Origin of the sequence: Stenotrophomonas sp. Ste86, assembly GCF_024519465.1 — a bacterium.
Lineage (GTDB): Bacteria > Pseudomonadota > Gammaproteobacteria > Xanthomonadales > Xanthomonadaceae > Stenotrophomonas.
Map to the genome: position 1 here is coordinate 188,023 of NZ_JALJRW010000004.1, position 20,849 is coordinate 208,871.

A 20,849-nucleotide genomic window follows, 5' to 3' on the forward strand; every position below is an offset into this window, starting at 1 on the left:
TGGCCCGGATCACACCGGAGCGGCGGTGATGGAGGGGTGAATCACTCCCTCGGATCGCGTCCTCACCCAACATTGCCAGCGCCGGGCTACGCTGCGCGCACGCCCGGGAGTGCCGCCATGAAACCACTGTTCATTGCCTGCCTTGTCCTGATCCTGTCCGCCTGCAGCAGCCCCGCCCCGGTCCGCACCGCGATGCCCGGCGCCGATCGCGACCCGCATGGCTGCATCGGCTCGGCCGGGTACCGCTGGTGTGCGCGCACCCAACAGTGCGAACGGCCGTGGGAGCTGGCCAAGGCGCAGCAGCTGGACAACAGCGCCGTCGCCTTCGATGCCTACTGCGAAGCAGCGCCCGCCCGCTGACGCTGCACCGGCAGGTCGCGCCGGCTCAGCCCGTCGCTGCGCCCTCGCGATCCACCGGCAGCGCCACCACGAAGCGGGCGCCGCCGCCCGGCGCGCTTTCTGCTGCAATGCTGCCGCCGTGACGCAACATGATTTCGCGCGCCAGATACAGCCCCAGCCCGCTGCCACTGCCACTGGGTCGCAGGCGGTGGAACGGCTCGAAGATCGCCTGACGCTCCTGTTCGGGTACCCCGGAGCCTTCGTCGGTCACCGCGAGCACGCCATCGGGCTGCAGCGTCATCGCAATCATGCCCTGGTCGCCGCCGTGGGCGATCGCGTTCTGCAGCAGGCTGGCCACGACCCGGTGCAGGGCGTGGGGATCGCCCTGCACCCAGACCGGCGTGTCGGGCGCGTCAACCGAGAACGCATAGCCGGCGTCGACCACCAGCGGCGCCACGTCGGCGGCGACCTCACGGGTGAGCGCGGCCAGGTCGATGCGCTGGGACTGGCTGCGGTGGTGATCCAGCCGCTGCAGGTCCAGCAACTGCTCGGCGATGTTGCCGAGCCGGCTCAGGTCGCGCTGCAGGCGCGAGCGCGCCGGACCGATCGGCAGATCGTCGATGCGCGTGGCCAGGATCGCGATCGGCATGCGCAGCTCATGCGCCGCACCGACCAGGAAACGATCCTGCGCGTCGTAGCTTTCACCGATGCGCCGTACCGCGGCATTGAACGCATCCACCAGCGGGAAGATCTCCGCCGGCACCGCGTGCGTATCCAGGCCACCGCCACGCTCGTTGATCTGGATCGCCGCCGCCTGCGCGGCCACCCGGTTGACCCCGCGCAGCGAGCGGTGGATCGCCCACGGCGCCACCACCAGCGTGATCACGATCAGCGGCACGGTGATCCAGCCGCCGAGGTAACCGATCACCACCAGCATCTGCCGCCACAACCCGCGGTGCGGCATGCCGCCGATCATCACGTGCACGCGTCCTTCCGGCGTGTCGTTGACCCAGATCCGCATCGCCAGTTCGGCCGCGCGCGTACGCGTGCGGATGTCGGTGGGCTCCAGGTATTGCAGCTGCGCCACCAGCGGGCGGAAGACCTCCGGCACGGTGCCGTGGCTGAGCTGGCGGCCATCTTCATCGGTGGCGGCGAACCAGAACGTGGCGGGACGGTCCTGCGCGGCACGGTCCAATGCCGCCCAGTCCACGTGCAATGCATCGCCGCGGATATGGATCGACTTGGCGATCGATTCGCTCATCTTCCAGTCGATGTAGCCGGCACCGCTGTCGCCATACATCAGCACCATGCCCATCAGGCCGACAGCCACCATGGTGATCTGGATCAGGATGATCTTCCAGGCAAGGCTGAAGGACAACGACCCGGGCTTGAGGAATTTCATGCGATGTCCTTCAACAGGTAGCCGATACCGCGCATGACGTGGATTTCCACCTGCGCCTCCGCCTCGGCCAGTGCCTTGCGCAGCTTGGATACGTGCGCGTCCAGCGCATTGGACTGGATCGCGTCATCGAAGCCGTACACCGCTTCAAGCAACGCCGCACGCGCGACCGTGCGGCCCTGGCGTACCGCCAGCGCCTCGAGCACCAGCAACTGCCGGCGCGGCAACGCCAGCAGCACGCCATTGACCGTCGCCTCGCGCGCGACGAAATCGAAGTGCATCCGCCCCAGCGCCAGCACCGGCAACGCAATCTGCGAAGGTCGCCGCGAGATCGCGCGGATCCGCGCCAGCAGTTCTTCCACCGCGAAGGGTTTGGTCAGGTAGTCGTCGGCGCCCACGTCCAGCCCGACCACCCGGTCGGCCACCGAATCGCGCGCGGTAAGCATGATCACCGGCAGGTTGGGCACCAGGCTGCGCGCCACGCGCACGAAGTTGGCGCCATCGCCGTCCGGAAGCTGCCGGTCCAGCAGCAGGATCTGGTGCACGCCGGCTTTGAGCGCTTCGCCAGCCTGGGCCATGCTGGCCACCACGTCCACCACCATCCCATGCCGGCCCAGGCTGGCCTGGATGGCATTGGCCAGTTCCGGATCGTCTTCGAGCAGCAGGATGCGCATGGGCGTAAGGACAGGGGCGACGGCTGCCGATGGTACCGCGCGGCCCGACGCAACGTTCCGACAATGTAGCGCGGGCACCATGTCCCCTTGGTATTCCCAGTGTGGCAGGTACATGCACGTGCGTTGCAAGGAAGATTCCCCCCGGGCAGGCTGCTGCCCCACCGTCGCCAATGAAGGCGCCCAGCGGGCCATCGGCCCCTATCTGGTTGCCGTCGCCCTGGCCACCGTCGCCTGGCTGGCCACCGGCAGCGCCCTGGCCCAGGCGCCTGGGGCAAAGCCGCGCAGCAGCCTCGGCGTGGCCGTGGTGGCGCTCAAATCGCCCTACACCGGCTACAAGACCGACACCGTCGGTGCGCCGGTGATCAGCTACGAAGGCCGCCGATTCCATTTCCGTGGAGGCAGCTTCGGCTACACGCTGTTCGACAACGACAGCACGGAACTGTCGGTGCTGGCCGCGCCGTACATGATGCGCTTCAAACACAACGACAGCGACGATGTGCGCCTGCGCCAGCTGTCCAATCGCGGCTTCTCGGCGATGGCCGGCGTAGCCGTGCGGCACACCGCGCCGTGGGGCCTGGTGCAGGCCAACGTGCAGGCCGAAGTGAGTGGTCATGGGGGCGGCGTTTCCGCCGACGCCAAGTACGCCTATCCATTGCCCACCGGCCGCGTCACGCTGGTGCCCGGGGTCGGTGTGAACTACGCCGGCAGCGCCCTCAACGATTATTACTTCGGCGTCAGCGAAGCCGAAGCGCGGCGCAGCGGCCTGGCCCGCTATCGTGCCGGCAGCGGCGTATCGCCCTACATGGACCTGACCGCCGTGATGCCCCTCGGTGCGCACTGGACCGCGACCGCATCGGTACGCCGCTCCATCCTGTCCACTGCCGTCGAAGACAGCCCGATGACCAGCGGCAAGCACATGGACTCGGCCGCTCTTTCACTCAGCTACGGGTTCTGAGCATGCGCCAGGGAATCGTTCGTCGTGTCGCCGAACTTGCCTTGCGCATCGAGCCCGATCGCAGCGCCGTGCTCGAGTGGATCCTGCACACCCCGCTGCCGGCATTGGGTGGACAGACCACCTTCGAGCTGGCCTGCAACGGGGAAGGCGAGCGCGTGATCGCGCTGTTGAATGACGTTCTGCGGCAGCCGACCGATGCCATTGCGCAGCTGCCGCAGGCCCCAATGCAGGCGATGCACTGAGCTGCCCACCGCCCGCCCCTGGCCTTGCCAAACGGAGCCCCCCATGAGCCGCCCTTTCCCCATGATGAGCACGCCCGACGCCGACGATGCCCCCGTGCTGGCGCAGGCACTGGTCGATTTCGATCATGCTGTGCAGACACTGATCGCGGCCGATCCCATCACGCACGGGCGCTTTTCGCGCGCCTATGTCACCGCGGTCTTCCGTGCCTGCCTGACCCCGGAGGGCCCCGGCCCCGGCGCGCCACGCGGCCGCCCCGACCCGGAGATCGCCCAAGCGCTCAAGCAGTGGATACAAGGCCGCCTGCTGCTGCACCCCGGCGAAGCCAGGGACCACCGGCTCACTGCCGCACGACGGGCCGCACACGGCTTCTGGCTGCAGTCGCTGGCCGACCCGATCGACGTCGACGGCCGTCCGCGCGCCAACCGTCTGCTCGATGGCCTGCTGGCGCTGACCCACCGCGAGGCATGAGTCGCACCCGGCGATCTCCTCACGGGTTCTTGTCGCACACTCTCCGAAGCTGCGCCGCTCACCGGAGATTGCACCATGCGTTTGCCTGCCGCCCTTGCCCTGCTATTGATCGCCTCGCCTGCCTTTGCCCAGGACGACGCTGCCGAACCACCGGCGTTCGACCGTCCCGGCATCGGCTTTGCACCGTCCACGCTGCCGCGTGGCAGCGTCGCGGTGGAGTGGGGCCTGCCCAGCCTGGAGCGTGACCGCGACGACGACGGCACCCGTTCCACCCAGTACAGCAGCGACCTCAATCTGCGCATCGGCCTGGCCGAACACGTCGAGTTGCAGGTGTTCAGCACGCCCTGGAACCACCTGCAATTGAAGCCGCGCGGTGCGCCGTCCAGCAGCGCCAACGGCGCCGGCGACAGCGGCCTCGCCCTGAAGGTCGCGCTGCCCCTGCCCTCGGACAAACATGCACTCGCGTTGCTGGCCAGCAGCAGCTTTGCCACCGGCACGCGCGACTTCAGCGAAGGTGGCACCCAGTACGCGCTTGGCGCCAGTTACGAATACAGCTTCAACGACCGCTGGAGTGGCGCGCTGTATGCCAACGCCACTCGCGGTGCGGGCGAGGACAGCTTTACCTGGTCGCCGAGCTTGAGCGTGGCGCTGACCGACGATGTCAGCAGCTATATCGAAGCCGGCTTCACCCGTACCAACGGCGAACCCTCTACCGCGATCGCCGGCGCCGGCGTGACCTGGATGGTGGCCCGCAACGTGCAGCTGGACGCCTCCTTCGACCTGGGCCTGGACGACGACAGCCCCGACGTGCAGGCCGGGCTGGGCGTGTCGTTCTTCTTCCGCTGAAAAGCAAAAGGCCTGCGCATCGCTGCGCAGGCCTTGGTGTTCCACCACTGCGATGTTGCTGCGGTCAGGTGACCTTCTTGGCGATGGTCATGCCCAGCAGGAACAACACCACCGCGATGATGATGCCGGCCCAGAACAGGAATTTGGCGATGCCGATGGACGCACCGGCGAGGCCGCCGAAGCCCAGTGCACCGGCAATGAGGCCGATGATGGCGAAGATGATGGCCCACTTGATCATGTTGATCCTTACCCGCAACCGGGATGACTGACAGACCTTCAACATAGTCGCGCGGCTGTCCCGCGCTCGTGAACAGTTCGCGCGAACCGCGTGAAGTCAGGCGGCGGTGACTCCGTTGGCGGCGTCGATGATCGACCGCTCCATCGGCTGGTAGACCAGCCCGGCCGACTCGCCCACCTCGCCCATGCTCCGGAATCCGTTGCGTGCATAAAAACCCACCGACGGCAGCGAGGCGCTCACCGTCAGCAGCCCGGCGTGCGCCTGTTCGACCAATGCCGCCAACAACGCCTCACCGATGCCCTGTCGTTGGCAGCCGGGGTCGACGAACAGCATCGCCACATGGCGACGTTGCTTCAGCTCAGCCACGCCTTTGATCCGCCCCGCATCCTCGTAGACGAGCTGCAGGTTGTCCTGCGCCCTGCGCTGTGCGAAGCCATCGGGCGCTGCAATCAGGCGGAAGGTGTCTACGCCGAACGATGACAGCGACGGCGCCACCGCCGCCAGGAACGCGCGCATGCAGATCGCGCTGGCGGCCTTCTGGTCGCTCTCGAGCATTGTCCTGATCATCCTGTCTCCTGACGCATCTACGCACGGAGCATCACTCTAAGCCACGCGCGCACGACAGTCGCCAAACCCGGTGAAATCTGCTGAGATTGCCCGCCGCACCGCGCAGTCCCGCCCCATGTCGCTCTCTCCTGCCGAACCCGCATCGAATGTCGCGCGAGGTGTGCGCCACGCCGGTATCGATCTCGTCGTGCTGTTGGCCACGTCCATTGTCTTCGCGTGTGTGCTGACCGCCCAGCTCAAGACCGAGCGGCTCGGATGGATGTGGCCGTCGATTCCCTACGATTACGAACGCGGCGACGTGCTGGTGCATGCGTTGCTGGCAAGCCTGGCGGTGATGCCCGGGTTGGTGCTGGTTGGCCGGCTGGCATGCGTGCGCCGGTCATTGCGCTGGCAGGACCTGACCTTCGTCCTGGCCACACTGGTGGTCATCCGGCTCGGCCCGCCGGCTGCGCAGGTATTCGGTAACACCTGGAGCCAGTGGGAAATCACCGCCGGCTTGTTCCTGCTGCAATGGCCGATTGTGATCCCGCTCACCCTGGCGGCGGTCGTGCTGCGGCGTCTGATACGGCGGATGCTGGGCCCGGGCTGAGCGCACCGGTATCGGCTGCCAAGGGCAAAACGGCCTGCCGGGGCCTCCATCGCCCCGTCGATACGGGGCTGGGTGAGTTGTAGCTTCTTGCTGAAAATCAGTTACTTGGAGCACCTTTGAGGATGCGGCGTCAGCGTCCCTCACTTCGCTAAGTGCATTTAATTTGTGATCATTGCCACAAATTCACACCTCCGTCACAATCGAGGCGTCCACCCAATCTGCCCACGCCCATGCGCGCGATTATCACCAAGCAACATCCGGCTTTGCTGAAGTTCTACTTCGTTGCCTGTTACGCGGTTCTGATCGAAGAAGTGCTGCGCGCCATCGGCTAGGACGGCCAACGACGCGCCCACCCCTCCCAGGCCGGTTACGACTGGAACGCGTGTTCCGGCCCGGGGAATACACCCGACTCGACCTCCGCCGCGAAGTCGCGCGCGGCCTTCTGCAGCAGCCCGTGCATGTCCGCGTACTGCTTGACGAAGCGCGGCAGCTGCCCGGTACGCAGACCGGCCATGTCCTGCCAGACCAGCACCTGCGCGTCGCAGTCGCTCCCTGCGCCGATGCCCACCGTGGGCACGGCGACCGCTGCGGTGATCTGCGCGGCGACGTCGGCTGGCACCATCTCGATCAGCACCGCGAAGGCACCGGCCGCTTCGAGGGCGCGCGCCGCTTCCACCAACACCGGGCCACTGTCGCCACGGCCCTGCACGCGGAAGCCGCCCAGCTGATGCTCCGATTGCGGGGTGAAGCCGATGTGCGCCATCACCGGAATACCCGAGCTCACCAGCTTGCGCACCTGCGGCACCATTTCAATACCGCCTTCGAGCTTGACCGCGTGCGCGCCGCCTTCCTTCATGAAACGCACCGCCGTATGGAAGCACTGCTCCGGCGAGGCCTGGTAGGACCCGAACGGCAGATCGGCAATCACCAGCGGACGGCGCGTGCAACGGCTCACCGCGCGCACCAGCGGCATCAGCTCATCGACGGTGACCGGCAACAGACTGTCGTTGCCGAATACGTTGTTGGACGCCGAATCCCCGATCAGCAGCACCGGAATACCGGCATCCTCGAAGATCGCGGCGGTGTACATGTCGTACGCGGTGAGCATCGCCCACTTTTCGCCACGCTCTTTCATCTGCTGCAGGTGCGGAATGCGCACACGCTTGGCCTGGGCCAGCGGACTCTGCGGGGGGGCGTACGGCGGGGGTTGTTCGTTCATGGCAATACCCTTGGATGTAGCGCCGACCGTGGATCGGCTGCGTTACGAAAAACGTCATGGCATCCGCAACGCCGCGCGACCGCGCGGCGGGTCCGGCATTCCGGTCGTCAGCGTTGGCTGGACAGCGTCTGTGCAACGTCCTTGATCAGCCCGGTAATCTCGTTGGCCAGGCGGCGGCTGTCGGCGATGGAGCCGAAGAAGCGGATCGTCCTCCCGTCGATTTCCACACCGGCAAGGCCGAGCGCGCCTTTCAGCGCATCCACATGCGCATGGAAAACCTCGAGCCACGCCGCAGACGGCGCGACATCGAGCATGGCCACGATGGCCTCGTCCTCGGTCTGATCAACGCGGGTGTGCAGGTCGGGCACGTCGAAGCCAAGCAGCCGCGGAGCGCCTGGATCGGGGGAGTGAGTGTTCATGGCCCATGGTATCGCCTATGCCGCGGCGGAAGCACTTGCGGGTGCCCCAAAAGAAAAAAGGCCTGCGCATCGCTGCACAAGCCTTTGATCGAATCACCAACATTGGTCGGGACGGCCGGATTTGAACCGACGACCCTCTGCCCCCCATACAGATGCGCTACACCGGGCTGGGCCATTGACTGGGTGCGGCCGATTCGTCCAGACCCCATCCGTGATGCCGCCAGACTCGGCTTCCGCCAGCTGGTGGGCGACCTGCTGTCGATGCCGGCCAGCTGTAGCCTGGCGCCGACCAAACGCGCCAGCCTCGTGTTGAAACACACCGGCAGCCGCGCCATTGACAGATTCAGCGAGACAAAAGATATTTTGTCGAGTTGTTCAGCTTAAGTTGTTTTTCCATAAGGATTGGACGCAGCATGAAACGCAAGATGATTGCGCTTGTCTCTGTCGCCGCAGCTACGGCGATTAGCGCTGCAGGCTTTTTCCTGATCAGGAATGAAACGAAGTCGGTGCCTTCTGAGATCATCCAGTCTCCCGTTAGCGATCGGCGGACTCCATCTCCCAACGAAGAAACCGGTCTTCAGCCCGCATCTACGGCGAGCTCACTTCAGAAGCATCCCGCCCCTATAGCAGCGCAGACAGATGCCGAGACGGCATATGAACTCGTTGAGATCAACCTGCGTTGCCAGATCGACCGCGAAGCAGCTCTAGGTAGTGGGCATCTTCGGAGCACATCTGAAAGCCTTTGCAAGGATCTGTCAGATAAGCCAATGAGCCGAGAAGAGATATTCAAGGCGATTACTTATGCTGCTGAACATGGAAGCACCAAGGCTCAGCTCGACTATTCTCTATATGCGTCCAGAATTTTTGAGGACGAGAAGTACTCACTCGATACAGATCTGATTCGGGAGTACAAAGATAATACGGTCAGATTCCTCGAGACCGCTGGAAGCTCTGGGCAACCCCAAGCATACGTCCGACTGAGCGACATATATAAGAATGGCGTACTCACCTCGAAAGATCCGGTGATGGCGTATGCATACGCGGAGGCATACGTCCGCACGGGTTCAAGTCATTATGGCGCGTCTTTCTTAAGCAGCGCCTCTTCTGGCTTGGATGGCGCTCAACTGCGCCGAGGCAAGGAAATCGCCAATCAGATCCTTAACAAAAGGAGTTCGTCGAAGTGATTCAGGATGAAGCGGCCACGCGGGCTACGGGGAATTCGAGAAGAAAGCGTCATTGGTTAATCGCCGGTGTAATCGTACTGGCGATCGCTGGAGTTGCGATAGCGGCCAGCGCCGGAAAGTACTACTGCCAGGAATGCACGTTCGATGAGCCGGCAGCGTTCGGCGACACCGAACTGTTCATACGCAGCGAAGTAAACAAGTACGTCAATTCATGGGTGGACAGCAAGGGAGCCCCTTTGGATGTAACCATCTGCAATGGATCGCAGTGCGCCACCTATCAATACGTCAAGCTTAGCTCGCTTTTCCTTCTCAAAAAGAAGGAGGAGAGTAATTGGCAGGGTAGCGTCGGTGGTGGTGGCGGTGAGGGTCATGACGGGGGCGGAGCTGCAGGAGGCAACGGAGGGGTGAACCCTCCAGGTAGCAACTGGGGAAGCGGACCTCCGATGTGCGATCGTGGTCCCTGTAGCGGAACAGTAACCGTCGGAGGCTAGCCACAGGTATACCAATTGATGCGATGAGTGGCATTGACGCTCATCGCATCAACCACTGGCCCTACGCCCCTCGCAATACCCTCGGGTCAAAGGTGTGCCACCCCTCTTCCAGACGGTCATAGACCTTAATGCGTGCCAGCATGTGACGGTGACGGCCCGTCACCGCCACGCGATTGAAATTGCATACGCTGAGTGTCAAGCGCGCGGCCTGGTGCAATGCGGACAGTAAGCCCCACGCACGCTTTCCGTGTCGATTACGCCGAGACCTCTATCAGCGGCAGGTAGGCGCTACATCAATCACCCGCCCGCCGCGCACCCACACGTTGTAGGGAATTGCCCTCCCGATGATGCCCATCACAGGAATTTGCGCACCATCGTAAGTCGTCAAGCTGCTGGTGGCGCTAGGGTTGTGCGCGGTCACCGTCACGAGCAAGCGCGGGCTCAAATTGAGCAAGGCCTGGATGGGAATGGACAAGGCAGGAGCCGTCGCCGCTGCCAAAAAGCTCAAGGCCTTTGAGCAGACGGTGCGGAGCGCATTCTTCTAGATCCATTACCGCCACTCCAAGCGACGGATAGGATGGGAATAGGGTGTGGAAAGAAAAAAAGCTCGCACCGCGAAGTGCAAGCCTTTGATCTGATTACCAACATTGGTCGGGACGGCCGGATTTGAACCGACGACCCTCTGCCCCCCAGGCAGATGCGCTACCAGGCTGCGCTACGCCCCGATGATGCTGGCAATGTCCCCGCCTCTCAGCGGGCCGACGAGTATAACGGTTTTATCCGCGTATTTGTTCAGCGACGCAGCAATTGGAGCACTTCTTCCAGCTCCATCCGCGTCTGCTTGATGATCTGGTTGCTCAGTGCCGATTCGTCGCGGGCACCGGCACCTTCCAAGCGCAGCCGGGCGCCGCCGATGGTGTAGCCCTGTTCGTAGAGCAGGCCACGGATCTGGCGCACCATCAGCACGTCATGGCGCTGGTAGTAACGTCGGTTGCCGCGGCGCTTGGCCGGCTCCAGGCTGGGAAACTCGGTCTCCCAGTAGCGCAGCACGTGCGGCTTGACGTCGCACAGCTCGCTGACTTCACCAATGGTGAAGTAGCGCTTGGCCGGTATCGGCGGAAGTTCGCGGTTACTGCCCGGATCCAGCATATGCCTCTACCCTTTCCTTGAGCTTCTGGCCCGGACGGAAGGTGACCACCGTACGGGCGGAAATCGGAATTTCCTCACCGGTCTTCGGGTTGCGGCCCGGGCGCTGGTTCTTGCGCCGCAGGTCGAAATTGCCGAAGCCGGACAGCTTCACCTGACGTCCCTGTTCCAATGCCTCTCGCAACACATCGAAGAACGCGTCGACAAATTCCTTGGCTTCGCGCTTGTTCAGACCCACTTCGTCGAACAGCTTCTCGGCCATCTCAGCCTTGGTCAATGCCATTGCCTGCTACCCCCCATGCTGCCCGCTCAACCGCGGATCCGGGCGTGGTGTTCACGCTCCATGGCAGAGACTGCCTCGGCCACCACGGACTCCACGTCGCGGTCCGTCAGAGTGCGCGACTTGTCCTGCAAAATCAAGCCCATAGCGAGACTCTTGAAGCCCGGCTCGACCCCCTGGCCGACATAGCGGTCGAACAGGGTGACCTGGCGCAGCAGCGGACCCACGGCGCGGCGCAGGGTAGCTTCCAGGTCGGCCCAGGCGGCGGCTTCGGGGACCAGGAAGGCCAGGTCGCGGCGTACCGACGGGAACCGTGACAACTCGGCGGCACGCGGCAGCTGGCGGGCGGCCAGCAGGGCCAGGTCCAGCTCGAAGGCGAATACGTCCACGTCGATGTCCATGGCCTTGGCCAGGCGCGGGTGGATCTGGCCGATCCAGCCCAGGCTGACACCGTCGCGCAGGACCTCGGCCGAACGCGCCGGGTGCCCGTACGGACGCTGCGAAGGCTGGAACGCCAGCACTGCGCCGGAGGCGGCCGCCAGCGACTCCAGGTCGCCCTTGAGGTCGTGGAAATCGACCTTGCGGGTGGCCAGGCCCCATTGCTGCGGGTCGGCATCGCCGCACACGGCAGCGGCCACGCGCTGGGTTTCCAGCGGCGCCGGCGTGCCCTCGCCCGCCTGCGGGTGGAAACTGCGTCCCAGTTCAAAAAGGCGCACGCGACCCAACTGGCGCGCGGCATTGCGGCCCAACGTGGCGACCAGCCCCGGCAGCAGCGACGGGCGCATCACCGCCAGTTCGGCCGACAGCGGATTGGCCAGCGCCACCACGTCCTGGTGCAGGTGCCAATGGCCCAACAGACCCGCGTCGACGAAGGCGTAGTTGAGGGTTTCCTGCAGGTCGCGGGCGACCAGCTGGCGGCGCACGGTGAGATCGTCCAGGCGCGTTTCGCTGGGCATGGCGATGCGCGAGGCACCGCCCGGCAGCGTGGTCGGGATCTGCTCGTAACCGTGGATGCGGGCCAGCTCCTCGATCAGGTCTTCTTCGATGGCGATGTCGAAACGGCGGCTCGGCGCGGTCACCTGCCAGCCCTCGGCGACGGCGGCCACGTCCATGCCCAGCGCGCGCAGGATGCGCTCGACGTCGGCATCGGCGATCTGGATGCCGAGCACGCGGGCGATACGCGCGCGGCGCAGAACGATCGGGGCGATCGCCGGCAGGTCGGCCTCGCGCACGGCCTCGGTGACCGGCGACGGGGTGCCGCCGGCCAGGTCCAGGACCAGGCGGGTGGCGTACTCGATCGCGGTCCGCGGCAGCGCCGGGTCAACGCCACGCTCGAAGCGGTGCCCGGCATCGGTATGCAGGCCCAGCTTGCGGCCACGGCCCATGATCGCGGCGGGCGCGAAGTGCGCGGCCTCCAGGAACACGGCGGTGGTGTCATCGGTGACGCGGGTGTCGAAGCCGCCCATCAGGCCGGCCAGCGCGATCGGGCGGTCGGCGTCGGTGATGAGCAGGAAGCTGTCGTCCAGCGTCGCGTCGCGACCATCGAGCAGCTTCAGGGATTCACCGGCGCGCGAGCGACGCACGCCGATGCTGCCCTGCAGGGCGCCCAGGTCGAAGGCGTGCATCGGCTGGCCCAGTTCCAGCATCACGTACTGGGTGATGTCCACCAGCAGCGACACCGGGCGCACGCCACTGCGGCGCAGGCGTTCGGCCATCCACAACGGGGTCGCGGCACGCGCATTGATGCCCTCGATGACGCGGCCGACATAGCGCGGCGCTTCGGCGCCGGCGTCCAGTGCGACGGTCAGTTCGCGCGTGCCCACCGGCACCACTGGCGCGGCCTCGAACGGCACCACTTCACTGGCGCACGCGGCGGCCACGTCGAAGGCGATGCCGCGGATGCTGAAGCAGTCGGCGCGGTTGGGGGTCAGCTTGATCTCGATGCTGGCATCGGGCAGGCCCAGGTACTCCACCAGCGACTGGCCGACCGGCGCATCGTCGGGCAGTTCGAACAGGCCCGAGGCATCGCTGTCCAGGCCCAGTTCCTTGGCCGAGCACAGCATGCCGTTGGAGTCCACGCCACGCAGCTTGGCCGGCTTGATCGCCAGCGTACCGATCTGCGCGCCCACCATCGCCAGCGGCGCGACCAGGCCCGGGCGCGCGTTCGGTGCGCCGCAGACGATCTGCATTTGTTCGCCCTGCCCCGCGTCGACTTGGCAGATCTGCAGGCGATCGGCTTCGGGATGGCGTTCGGCCGAGACGATCCGCGCCACCACCACGTGGTCCAGGCCCACGCCGAGCGCGTCGACCGCTTCCACTTCCAGGCCGATGGCGGTCAGCACCGCGCCGAGTTCATCGCGCGAGACGGCGGTGGGAACGTGGCTGCGCAGCCAGTTTTCAGAGAATTTCATGGTGTCACCCTGGTGGGCCCGGCGCATGCGCCTGGGCCGTAATGGTCTTGGATCCAATCCCGCCGGGCATGGCCCGGCGTTACGCTGACGCGCTTACGCGAACTGCTTCAGGAACCGCACGTCGTTCTCGAAGAACGCGCGCAGGTCGTTGACGCCATACCGCAGCATCGCAAAGCGCTCCACGCCCAGGCCGAAGGCAAAGCCGGTGTAGCGCTCCGGATCGATGCCGACGTTGCGCAGCACGTTGGGGTGGACCATGCCGCAGCCGAGCACTTCCAGCCAGCGGGTGCTGCCGTCGGGCTGCTGCCAGGCGATGTCCACTTCCGCGCCGGGTTCGACGAAGGGGAAGTAGCTGGGGCGGAAACGCATCTCGAAATCGCGCTCGAAGAACGCACGCACGAACTCGGACAGCGTGCCCTTGAGGTCGGCGAAGGTCGAGTGCTCGTCCACCAGCAGGCCTTCGACCTGATGGAACATCGGCGAGTGGGTCTGGTCGCTGTCGCTGCGGTAGACCTTGCCGGCGGCGATCATGCGCAGCGGCGGGGCGTGCTCGCCCATGTAGCGCACCTGCACCCCGGAGGTGTGCGTACGCAACAGGCGGCCATCGCCGAAATAGAAGGTGTCGTGCATCGCACGCGCCGGATGGTGCGGCGGGAAGTTCAGGGCTTCGAAGTTGTGCCAGTCATCTTCGATCTCCGGGCCTTCGGACAACTCGTACCCGAGCCGGCCGAATATCTCGGTGATGCGCTCCAGGGTACGGGTGACCGGATGCAGGCCAGCGCGATCGGCGCGGCGTCCCGGCAGGGTGATGTCGATGGCTTCGGCGGCCAGGCGCACGTCCAGCGCGGCGTCTTCCAGCACGGCCTTGCGTTCGCCCAGCGCGGTGGTCAGCGCATCGCGGGAACGGTTGATGGCTTCGCCGGCGGCCTTGCGCTCATCGGCCGGCAACGCGCCAAGCTGCTTGAGCTGGGCGGTGATGCTGCCGTTCTTGCCAAGCAGTGCAACGCGCAGGGCTTCCAGCGCATCGGGGCTGCTGGCGGCGGCCACGTCGGCCAGCGCCTGGGTGGTCAGGGATTGGATGTCACTCATGGATAGCCGGGACCTCGCGTCGGTATGCCTTCGCGATACACGCCGGGCCGACACCCGTCGCCACCGCTGTCGGGTCGATGGCACGCTGCCGGCCACCGCCACCACAAAAAAGAATGGGGAAGGACTTGCGCCCTTCCCCATGCATTTGCCTTACCCACCACCGCTGCGCGAAAACGGCAACGGCAGGGGAATGGACTTATGCCGCCAGCGCGCCCTTGGCCTTTTCGGCCAGTGCAGCAAAACCGGCTGCGTCGTGCACGGCGATGTCAGCCAGCACCTTGCGGTCCAGGGTGATGCCGGACTTGAGCAGGCCATTCATGAAACGGCTGTAGCTCAGGCCGTTGATGCGGGCAGCCGCGTTGATGCGGGTGATCCACAGCGAACGGAAATTGCGCTTCTTCTGCTTACGACCGATGTAGGCGTACTGCTGTGCCTTGATCACGGCCTGCTTGGCAACGCGGAAGACCTTGCGGCGAGCGTTGTAGTAACCCTTCGCCAGGGTCAGAATTTTCTTGTGGCGGCGACGCGCCTGTACGCCACGCTTTACTCGTGCCATGGGTCAGTCCTCAGAGGTAGGGAAGCATACGGTTCAAACGGCCTGCGTCTTCTGCACGAACATGGTTCGTCTGACGCAGATTGCGCTTCCGCTTGGTCGACTTCTTCGTGAGGATGTGGCTACGGTTGGCATGGCCAGCCTTGAACTTGCCGGAGGCGGTCTTGCGGAAACGCTTGGCCGCCGCCCGGTTGGTTTTGATCTTGGGCATTGCAATGTCCTTGATGATGTTTTGTCACTGACCAGGGCGGTGGCTTTCACCACGCTTTCCGTCCATGCCCTTGCCTGCTTGTAAGCCCGGGATCCCCAATGGGAACCAGGCCGGTCCTGTTGCCGTTGAAACAGCGTGTAACCGTTCAAAACAGCGCCCCGAAAAACGGGGCCGCCCATTATGCCCGTCTAAACGGGAGGTTGCAAACCTTTGATCGGGCGTGTGTTTGCCGCGGGCGGCCGAACCTGAACGGAGCGGCCGGTGGGCCAACGCCATGCCGGGCCGCGCACGCGGGAAACAGCAGAAGGCGCCGGTGGACGCCTGCTGTGGGGTGCGCGAAGCGGGAAGCGGGACGCCGAGCAACGCTCGGCTCTACCTCGCCCCTTGGGTGTGCAGCCGAGCAACGCTCGGCTCTACCTTGCCCCTCGGGTGTGCAGCCGAGCAACGCTCGGCTCTACGCCCGATGGCCGGTTACTTCTTCTTCGGCGCGATCATCATCACCATCTGCCGGCCTTCAAGGCGCGGACGGGACTCGATCACGATGTCCTCACCCAGATCGCCTTCGATCCGGTTGGCCATCTCGCGACCCAGTTCCTGATGGCTCATTTCGCGACCACGGAAGCGGATGTTGACCTTGATCTTGTCGCCCTCTTCCAGGAAACCGCGCATTTTGCGCAGCTTGATCTGGTAGTCGCCTTCATCGGTGACCGGACGGAACTTCACTTCCTTGATCTCGACCTGCTTGGTCTTCTTCTTGGCCTCGTTGGCCTTCTTCTGCGCTTCGAACTTGAACTTGCCGAAGTCCATGATCTTGCAGACCGGCGGATCCGCCTGCGGCTGGATCTCGACCAGGTCCAGACCTTCGTCTTCGGCCTTCGACAGCGCTTCGTCGCGCGTCAACACACCAATCATTTCTCCGTCGCTGCCGATCACGCGGACGCGCGGCACCCGGATTTCCTGATTCTTGCGGTTCTGTTTGTTGTCAGGGGTACTGATATTGCAATCTCCCAGAGGAATCAAACCGGCCCTCAGCGGAGGATCCGCAGGGCCGGGACTTTCTTACACGGACTGTTCTGCCTGCAACCGCTCGATGAAGGCTTGGACGGACATGCTGCCCAGATCTTCGCCAGAGCGCGTACGCACGGCCACGGCGCCATTTTCCTTCTCACGGTCGCCGACCACCAGCAGGTACGGGACCCGCTGCAGCGTATGCTCGCGAATCTTATATCCGATCTTCTCGTTGCGCAAATCGGCGTTTACCCGGAAGCCTTGATCTGCAAGGGTTTTCCTCACCTGGCTTACGTATTCAGCCTGGGCGTCGGTGATATTGGCCACCACCACCTGGGTCGGGGCCAGCCAGGAGGGGAACGCCCCGGCATGGTGCTCGATCAGGATGCCGATGAAACGCTCCATCGAGCCCACGATGGCCCGGTGCAGCATGACCGGGTGCTTCTTCTGGCTGTTTTCGTCCACGTACTCGGCGCCGAGGCGGCCGGGCATCATGAAATCGACCTGCATGGTGCCCAGCTGCCAGGTACGGCCGATGGCGTCCTTGAGGTGGTACTCGATCTTCGGGCCGTAGAAGGCGCCCTCGCCCGGCAGCTCCTGCCACTCCACGCCGCAGCTGCCCAGCGCCGCGCGCAGCGCGCCTTCGGCCTTGTCCCAGGTGGCGTCATCGCCCAGGCGCTGTTCCGGGCGCAGCGCGATCTTGATCTGGATGTCCTCGAAGCCGAAGGTCGTGTAGACCGCCAGCGCCTGCTGGTGGAACGCCGTCACTTCCGCCTCGATCTGCGACTCGGTGCAGAACACGTGGCCATCGTCCTGGGTGAAGCCGCGCACACGCAGGATGCCGTGCAGCGCGCCGGACGGCTCGTTGCGGTGGCACGAACCGAACTCGCCATAGCGGATCGGCAGGTCGCGGTAGCTGTGCAGGCCCTGGTTGAACACCTGGATGTGGCCCGGGCAGTTCATCGGCTTCAGCGCGTAGGTGCCCTTCTCCGATTCGGTGAAGAACATGTTGTCCTTGAAGTTGTCCCAGTGCCCGGACTGCTTCCACAGCGCCACGTCCAGCACCTGCGGGCAGCGCACTTCGCCGTAGCCGGTCTTGCGGTACACGCCCCGCATGTACTGCTCCACCACCTGCCATAGCGCCCAGCCCTTGGGGTGCCAGAACACCATGCCCGGCGCCTCTTCCTGCAGGTGGAACAGTTCCTGCTGCTTGCCGATGCGGCGGTGGTCGCGCATTTCGGCTTCTTCGATGCGCTTGATGTAGGACTCCAGCTGCTTCTTGTCGGCCCACGCGGTGCCGTAGATGCGCTGCAGCTGCTCGTTCTTGGCATCACCGCGCCAGTAGGCACCGGAAATGCGGGTCAGCTTGAAGGCCTTCAGGAAGCGCGTGTTGGGCACGTGCGGGCCGCGGCACATGTCCACGTATTCCTGGTGGTAGTACATGCCCATGGCCTGGATGTCCGGCGACATGTCGTCGATCAGGCGCAGCTTGTAGTCCTCGCCACGCGCCTTGAAGATCTCGATGACCTCCGCGCGCGGGGTGACCTTCTTGATGACGTCGTAGTCCTGCGCGATCAGCTCGCCCATGCGCTTTTCGACGGCGGCCATGTCCTCGGGCGTGAACGGCCGCTCGGAGTAGATGTCGTAGTAGAAGCCTTCGGCGATGACCGGGCCGATCACCATCTTGACGTCCGGGTACAGCTGCTTGACCGCGTGGCCGACCAGGTGGGCGGCGGAGTGACGGATGATCTCCACGCCCTCCTCGTCCTTGGCGGTGATGATGCGCAGGGTGGCATCGCGATCGATCATGTCGCTGGCATCGACCAGCACGCCATCGACCGAACCGGCGATGGTGGCCTTGGCCAGGCCGGCGCCGATCGACTGGGCGACGTCCATGACACTGACGGGGTTTTCGAACTCACGGCGGCTGCCGTCGGGGAGCGTGATCGCGATCATGACTGGGCTTTTTCTGGTGGGCCTGCAACGCAGGCCGGGGAGACAAATTCGGGAAGGTGGGCAACGAGGCGTGGCCGGTCGGCCATAAAAAAAGCGCCACGAAGGCGCCTGCGAGGGGCCGTCGGGAGCATTCAGCGGTGGGCGATGGTAGTGCTCATGTCGCACGCTGGACCGGCGCTGGGCGCGGGCCACCTTGTTGCCTTGATGTGGATGCCCATGATCTTAAACCAAACATCGGGTTTTTGCTCCACGCACTGGATCCAGCGCGCCTGAACGCCAGCCTGTGGCGGACGAAAACCGCAATGATTACCATCTGCGGATTGCCGCTCTGACCCGGCAATGCTTCCTCCCCCAAGGATCTGCCATGTGTTCCGCCGTCCGTTCGATGGGCTCTCCGTGTTGAGCGGCAACGCCCTGGCCCTGCTTTACTGCGCCGTGGCCACCGCCGCATCGGCCTTCTCGGCACTGGCCTTCTACGCGGCTTCGCCGCACTGCCGCTGGCCGCGACTGCGTCGTGCCGGGCGCCTGGGCCGGCAGATCGGGCTGATCGCGTCAGCCACCTCGCTGTGGTTGTGGATGGGCCAACTGGGCCTGGCGACCGGGCTGTGCGTGACGCTGGCCGGCTGGATGCTCACCGCGCTGGTGCTGCCCTACCTGGCCGCGTGGACAGGTCCGGAACGTGAGGCGCGGCGCTGATGTGGGCACGTGCGCTGGCCGGGCTGGTGGCCGGTTTCTTCGTCGCTGCCGCCGCGGCCGGGCTGGTGGTGTGGCTGCCGTCGGGCCCGTGGCAGGCAGCCATCGTGCCCAGCCTGATCGCCTTCATTCCGTTCTGGATGCTGGCGGCGTTGTGGGCGTTTGCGTTCCGCACCGGCCTGCGCGCCTGGATCTGGCTGGGGGGCACCGCGCTGGCCGGCTTGGCGCTGCTGTGGTTGCTGCGCGTCAATCACTGGGTGGTATGAGGGTGTCCCGATGAAATTCAGCTCGCTCACCCTGCGCACGTTCACCACGGTGCACACCTGGGTCGGCCTGGTCGCCGGCTTCGCGCTGTTCGTGGCGTTCTATGCCGGTGCGATTACCGTGTTCCACCACGACCTGCCGTTGTGGCAATCGCCGCATGCCATGGAGCAGCCGGCGCAGACGCTGGATGATGCCCAGCGTCTGCTGGACGGCGTGCTGGCCCGGCACCCGGAGGCGCGCAAGCACATCGGCATGACCTTCCCCGGTGCCGAGACGCCGCAGGCGGTGGCCTACTGGCAGGATGCCAAGGGCACTTGGCTGTTCGCCTGGGCCGACCAGTACGACGGCAGCCCGACCCCACCGCAGGCGGGGTTGGCCGAGCTGGTCAACGAACTGCACTACACGCTGGGACTGCCGGTGGCCGGCATTTACCTGATGGGGGTGGTCAGCCTGCTCTACGGGCTGGCATTGCTCTCCGGGCTGGTGATTCACCTGCCCAAGCTGGTGGGCGACCTGTTCGCGCTGCGCCCGGGCCGCAACCTCAAGCAGATGTGGCAGGACGCGCACAACGTGATCGGGGTGCTGAGCCTGCCCTTCCACCTGCTGTTCGCGGTCACCGGTGCGCTGCTGTGCCTGGTGTTCCTGCAGATGGCCGCGCTCAATCCCCTGATCTACGACGGCAAGCTGATGGCGGCCCTGCCGGCGGCGATGGATACCGCGCCAATCCGCGCCCCGGCTGGCGAGACGGTGCGCTCCGGCAGCCTGGGCATGCTGTACGCGCGCGCGATCGCGGTAGCCCGTGACCAGGGTCAGAAGCGCTTCGAGCCGGCGTACCTGAAGCTGGCCAATGCCGGCGATGCCAACGCGGTGATCGAGATCACCGGCGATGGCGGGGTCTCGCTGGGTCCGCTGGGTGCGGTGGCACTGGATGCCAACACCGGCGAGGTGCTGCACACCCAGTTACCGGGCAGGCGCGATGCCAACCACGCCACCCTGGCCGCTGCCTATGCGCTGCATTTCGGCGAGTACGGCAACGCGCTGGTGCCGTGGCTGTACTTCGCGCTGGGACTGGGCGGTGCATTTCTGTTCTATTCGGGCAACCTGCTGTGGATCGAGTCGCGCCGCAAGCGTCGCCAGCAGGTGCAGGGACGTGCGCAGATCAACATGGCGCGGGCCACCGTCGGGGTGTGCATCGGCCTGTGCGTGGCGGTCTCGGCCGCGTTCGTCAGTGTGCAGGCGCTGGAGTATCTGGCCCCGGCCCACGCCGACGCCGGCATGCGCTGGACCTGCTTCCTGGTCTGGGGCGGCTGCGCCTTGTGGGCGGCCCTGCGTGCGCCGTGGCAGGCCGCACGCGAACTGCTGTGGGCAGCGGCGATCACCACCGCGCTGATTCCGCTTGTCCACGGCGCGATGAGTGGGCTGTGGCTGTGGACCAGCGCGCAGCGCGGCTACGGGCCGCTGTTCTGGGTGGACGGGGTGGCGCTGGCGATGGCGATCGGGTTCGCGGCCATGGCCCGGGCGAGCAGTCGCCGGGCGATCCACGGCGAACCGAACAGCGTGTGGTCGCGCCCGACGGAGCAGGCGGCGCGCTGATCCAGTGCGCGCGG

The 20,849-nt window shown here is 65.4% G+C and carries 25 protein-coding genes and 1 tRNA gene; 10 read left to right on the forward strand and 16 right to left on the reverse strand.

Going from position 1 to position 20,849, the window contains the following annotated elements; translation table 11 throughout:
* The first annotated feature begins 117 nt into the window (after positions 1-117).
* Complete coding sequence (locus NR101_RS06085) at positions 118-360, forward strand: peptidase (RefSeq protein ID WP_256774672.1); 243 nt, start codon at positions 118-120, stop codon at positions 358-360.
* 25 nt (positions 361-385) lie between these two features.
* On the opposite strand, the gene NR101_RS06090 is transcribed toward NR101_RS06085, so the two are convergent.
* The gene (locus NR101_RS06090) at positions 386-1,741 is read right to left on the reverse strand and encodes a HAMP domain-containing sensor histidine kinase (RefSeq protein ID WP_256774671.1); all 1,356 of its coding nucleotides are present in this window, start codon (positions 1,739-1,741) and stop codon (positions 386-388) included.
* Entirely contained in the window at positions 1,738-2,412 is a 675-nt protein-coding gene (locus NR101_RS06095) for a response regulator transcription factor (RefSeq protein WP_256774670.1), read from the reverse strand. The genes NR101_RS06090 and NR101_RS06095 overlap by 4 nt, the downstream gene beginning before the upstream one ends.
* A 112-nt stretch (positions 2,413-2,524) precedes the next feature.
* Between NR101_RS06095 and NR101_RS06100 the strand changes: the two genes are divergently transcribed.
* The 4 genes from NR101_RS06100 to NR101_RS06115 all read left to right on the forward strand — a co-directional run bounded on the left by NR101_RS06100 (position 2,525) and on the right by NR101_RS06115 (position 4,924).
* Positions 2,525-3,367, forward strand: a complete 843-nt coding sequence (locus NR101_RS06100) for a MipA/OmpV family protein (RefSeq protein WP_256774669.1) — start codon at positions 2,525-2,527, stop codon at positions 3,365-3,367.
* A gap of 2 nt (positions 3,368-3,369) precedes the next feature.
* Positions 3,370-3,609: a hypothetical protein gene (locus NR101_RS06105; protein ID WP_256774668.1), complete on the forward strand. Its 240-nt coding sequence runs from the start codon at positions 3,370-3,372 to the stop codon at positions 3,607-3,609.
* Between the two features lie 43 nt (positions 3,610-3,652).
* Positions 3,653-4,078 carry a hypothetical protein gene (locus tag NR101_RS06110; RefSeq protein WP_256774667.1) on the forward strand — a complete coding sequence of 142 codons (426 nt, stop codon included), beginning with the start codon at positions 3,653-3,655 and terminating at the stop codon, positions 4,076-4,078.
* Between the two features lie 75 nt (positions 4,079-4,153).
* A complete protein-coding gene (locus NR101_RS06115) occupies positions 4,154-4,924 on the forward strand; it encodes a transporter (RefSeq protein ID WP_256774666.1) in 771 nt (256 codons plus the stop codon).
* Between the two features lie 64 nt (positions 4,925-4,988).
* Here the strand turns inward: NR101_RS06115 and NR101_RS06120 are convergent, their stop codons facing one another.
* Together NR101_RS06120 and NR101_RS06125 are read right to left on the reverse strand one after the other, a co-directional pair.
* A complete protein-coding gene (locus NR101_RS06120; RefSeq protein ID WP_256774665.1) occupies positions 4,989-5,162 on the reverse strand; it encodes a DUF1328 domain-containing protein in 174 nt (57 codons plus the stop codon).
* A 96-nt stretch (positions 5,163-5,258) separates the two neighbouring features.
* On the reverse strand, positions 5,259-5,729 hold the full coding sequence (locus NR101_RS06125) for a GNAT family N-acetyltransferase (RefSeq protein WP_256774664.1): 471 nt from the start codon (positions 5,727-5,729) through the stop codon (positions 5,259-5,261).
* 115 nt (positions 5,730-5,844) lie between these two features.
* On the opposite strand from NR101_RS06125, the gene NR101_RS06130 reads away from it, so the two are divergent.
* On the forward strand, positions 5,845-6,318 hold the full coding sequence (locus NR101_RS06130; RefSeq protein ID WP_256774663.1) for a hypothetical protein: 474 nt from the start codon (positions 5,845-5,847) through the stop codon (positions 6,316-6,318).
* A gap of 367 nt (positions 6,319-6,685) precedes the next feature.
* Here NR101_RS06130 and panB read toward each other — a convergent pair whose 3' ends face one another.
* Entirely contained in the window at positions 6,686-7,537 is an 852-nt protein-coding gene (panB, locus tag NR101_RS06135) for a 3-methyl-2-oxobutanoate hydroxymethyltransferase (RefSeq protein ID WP_256774662.1), read from the reverse strand.
* Between the two features lie 107 nt (positions 7,538-7,644).
* Entirely contained in the window at positions 7,645-7,905 is a 261-nt protein-coding gene (locus NR101_RS06140) for a hypothetical protein (RefSeq protein WP_256774661.1), read from the reverse strand.
* Positions 7,906-8,369: 464 nt separating this feature from the next.
* Between NR101_RS06140 and NR101_RS06145 the strand changes: the two genes are divergently transcribed.
* Complete coding sequence (locus NR101_RS06145) at positions 8,370-9,140, forward strand: hypothetical protein (RefSeq protein ID WP_256774660.1); 771 nt, start codon at positions 8,370-8,372, stop codon at positions 9,138-9,140.
* Positions 9,141-9,902: 762 nt separating this feature from the next.
* Here NR101_RS06145 and NR101_RS06150 read toward each other — a convergent pair.
* The 10 genes from NR101_RS06150 to thrS all read right to left on the reverse strand — a co-directional run bounded on the left by NR101_RS06150 (position 9,903) and on the right by thrS (position 18,285).
* Positions 9,903-10,106, reverse strand: coding sequence for a hypothetical protein (locus NR101_RS06150; protein WP_256774659.1), 204 nt, complete (start codon positions 10,104-10,106; stop codon positions 9,903-9,905).
* A 173-nt stretch (positions 10,107-10,279) separates the two neighbouring features.
* Positions 10,280-10,356: transfer RNA gene (locus tag NR101_RS06155), tRNA-Pro, on the reverse strand.
* A 67-nt stretch (positions 10,357-10,423) separates the two neighbouring features.
* Positions 10,424-10,780 (reverse strand): MerR family transcriptional regulator, encoded by a 357-nt coding sequence (locus NR101_RS06160; RefSeq protein WP_068853353.1) that lies wholly within the window; start codon positions 10,778-10,780, stop codon positions 10,424-10,426.
* A complete protein-coding gene (locus NR101_RS06165; RefSeq protein WP_005410432.1) occupies positions 10,761-11,060 on the reverse strand; it encodes an integration host factor subunit alpha in 300 nt (99 codons plus the stop codon). The genes NR101_RS06160 and NR101_RS06165 overlap by 20 nt, the downstream gene beginning before the upstream one ends.
* 26 nt (positions 11,061-11,086) lie before the next feature.
* The gene (pheT, locus tag NR101_RS06170) at positions 11,087-13,468 is read right to left on the reverse strand and encodes a phenylalanine--tRNA ligase subunit beta (RefSeq protein WP_256774658.1); all 2,382 of its coding nucleotides are present in this window, start codon (positions 13,466-13,468) and stop codon (positions 11,087-11,089) included.
* A gap of 93 nt (positions 13,469-13,561) precedes the next feature.
* Positions 13,562-14,557 (reverse strand): phenylalanine--tRNA ligase subunit alpha, encoded by a 996-nt coding sequence (gene pheS, locus NR101_RS06175; RefSeq protein WP_256774657.1) that lies wholly within the window; start codon positions 14,555-14,557, stop codon positions 13,562-13,564.
* A gap of 196 nt (positions 14,558-14,753) precedes the next feature.
* Positions 14,754-15,113 carry a 50S ribosomal protein L20 gene (gene rplT, locus NR101_RS06180; RefSeq protein ID WP_017355264.1) on the reverse strand — a complete coding sequence of 120 codons (360 nt, stop codon included), beginning with the start codon at positions 15,111-15,113 and terminating at the stop codon, positions 14,754-14,756.
* A 10-nt stretch (positions 15,114-15,123) separates the two neighbouring features.
* A complete protein-coding gene (rpmI, locus tag NR101_RS06185; RefSeq protein WP_017355265.1) occupies positions 15,124-15,321 on the reverse strand; it encodes a 50S ribosomal protein L35 in 198 nt (65 codons plus the stop codon).
* 471 nt (positions 15,322-15,792) lie between these two features.
* Positions 15,793-16,332 (reverse strand): translation initiation factor IF-3, encoded by a 540-nt coding sequence (gene infC, locus NR101_RS06190; RefSeq protein WP_256774732.1) that lies wholly within the window; start codon positions 16,330-16,332, stop codon positions 15,793-15,795.
* A 48-nt stretch (positions 16,333-16,380) separates the two neighbouring features.
* Positions 16,381-18,285, reverse strand: coding sequence for a threonine--tRNA ligase (thrS, locus tag NR101_RS06195; RefSeq protein WP_256774656.1), 1,905 nt, complete (start codon positions 18,283-18,285; stop codon positions 16,381-16,383).
* A gap of 366 nt (positions 18,286-18,651) precedes the next feature.
* On the opposite strand from thrS, the gene NR101_RS06200 reads away from it, so the two are divergent.
* Genes NR101_RS06200 through NR101_RS06210 form a run of 3 tightly spaced genes read left to right on the forward strand, consistent with a single transcriptional unit; the run spans position 18,652 to position 20,835 of the window.
* Entirely contained in the window at positions 18,652-18,981 is a 330-nt protein-coding gene (locus NR101_RS06200) for a hypothetical protein (protein ID WP_256774655.1), read from the forward strand.
* Positions 18,981-19,244, forward strand: a complete 264-nt coding sequence (locus NR101_RS06205) for a hypothetical protein (protein ID WP_256774654.1) — start codon at positions 18,981-18,983, stop codon at positions 19,242-19,244. The genes NR101_RS06200 and NR101_RS06205 overlap by 1 nt, the downstream gene beginning before the upstream one ends.
* A gap of 10 nt (positions 19,245-19,254) precedes the next feature.
* Positions 19,255-20,835, forward strand: a complete 1,581-nt coding sequence (locus NR101_RS06210) for a PepSY-associated TM helix domain-containing protein (protein WP_256774653.1) — start codon at positions 19,255-19,257, stop codon at positions 20,833-20,835.
* The last annotated feature ends 14 nt before the right edge of the window (positions 20,836-20,849 follow it).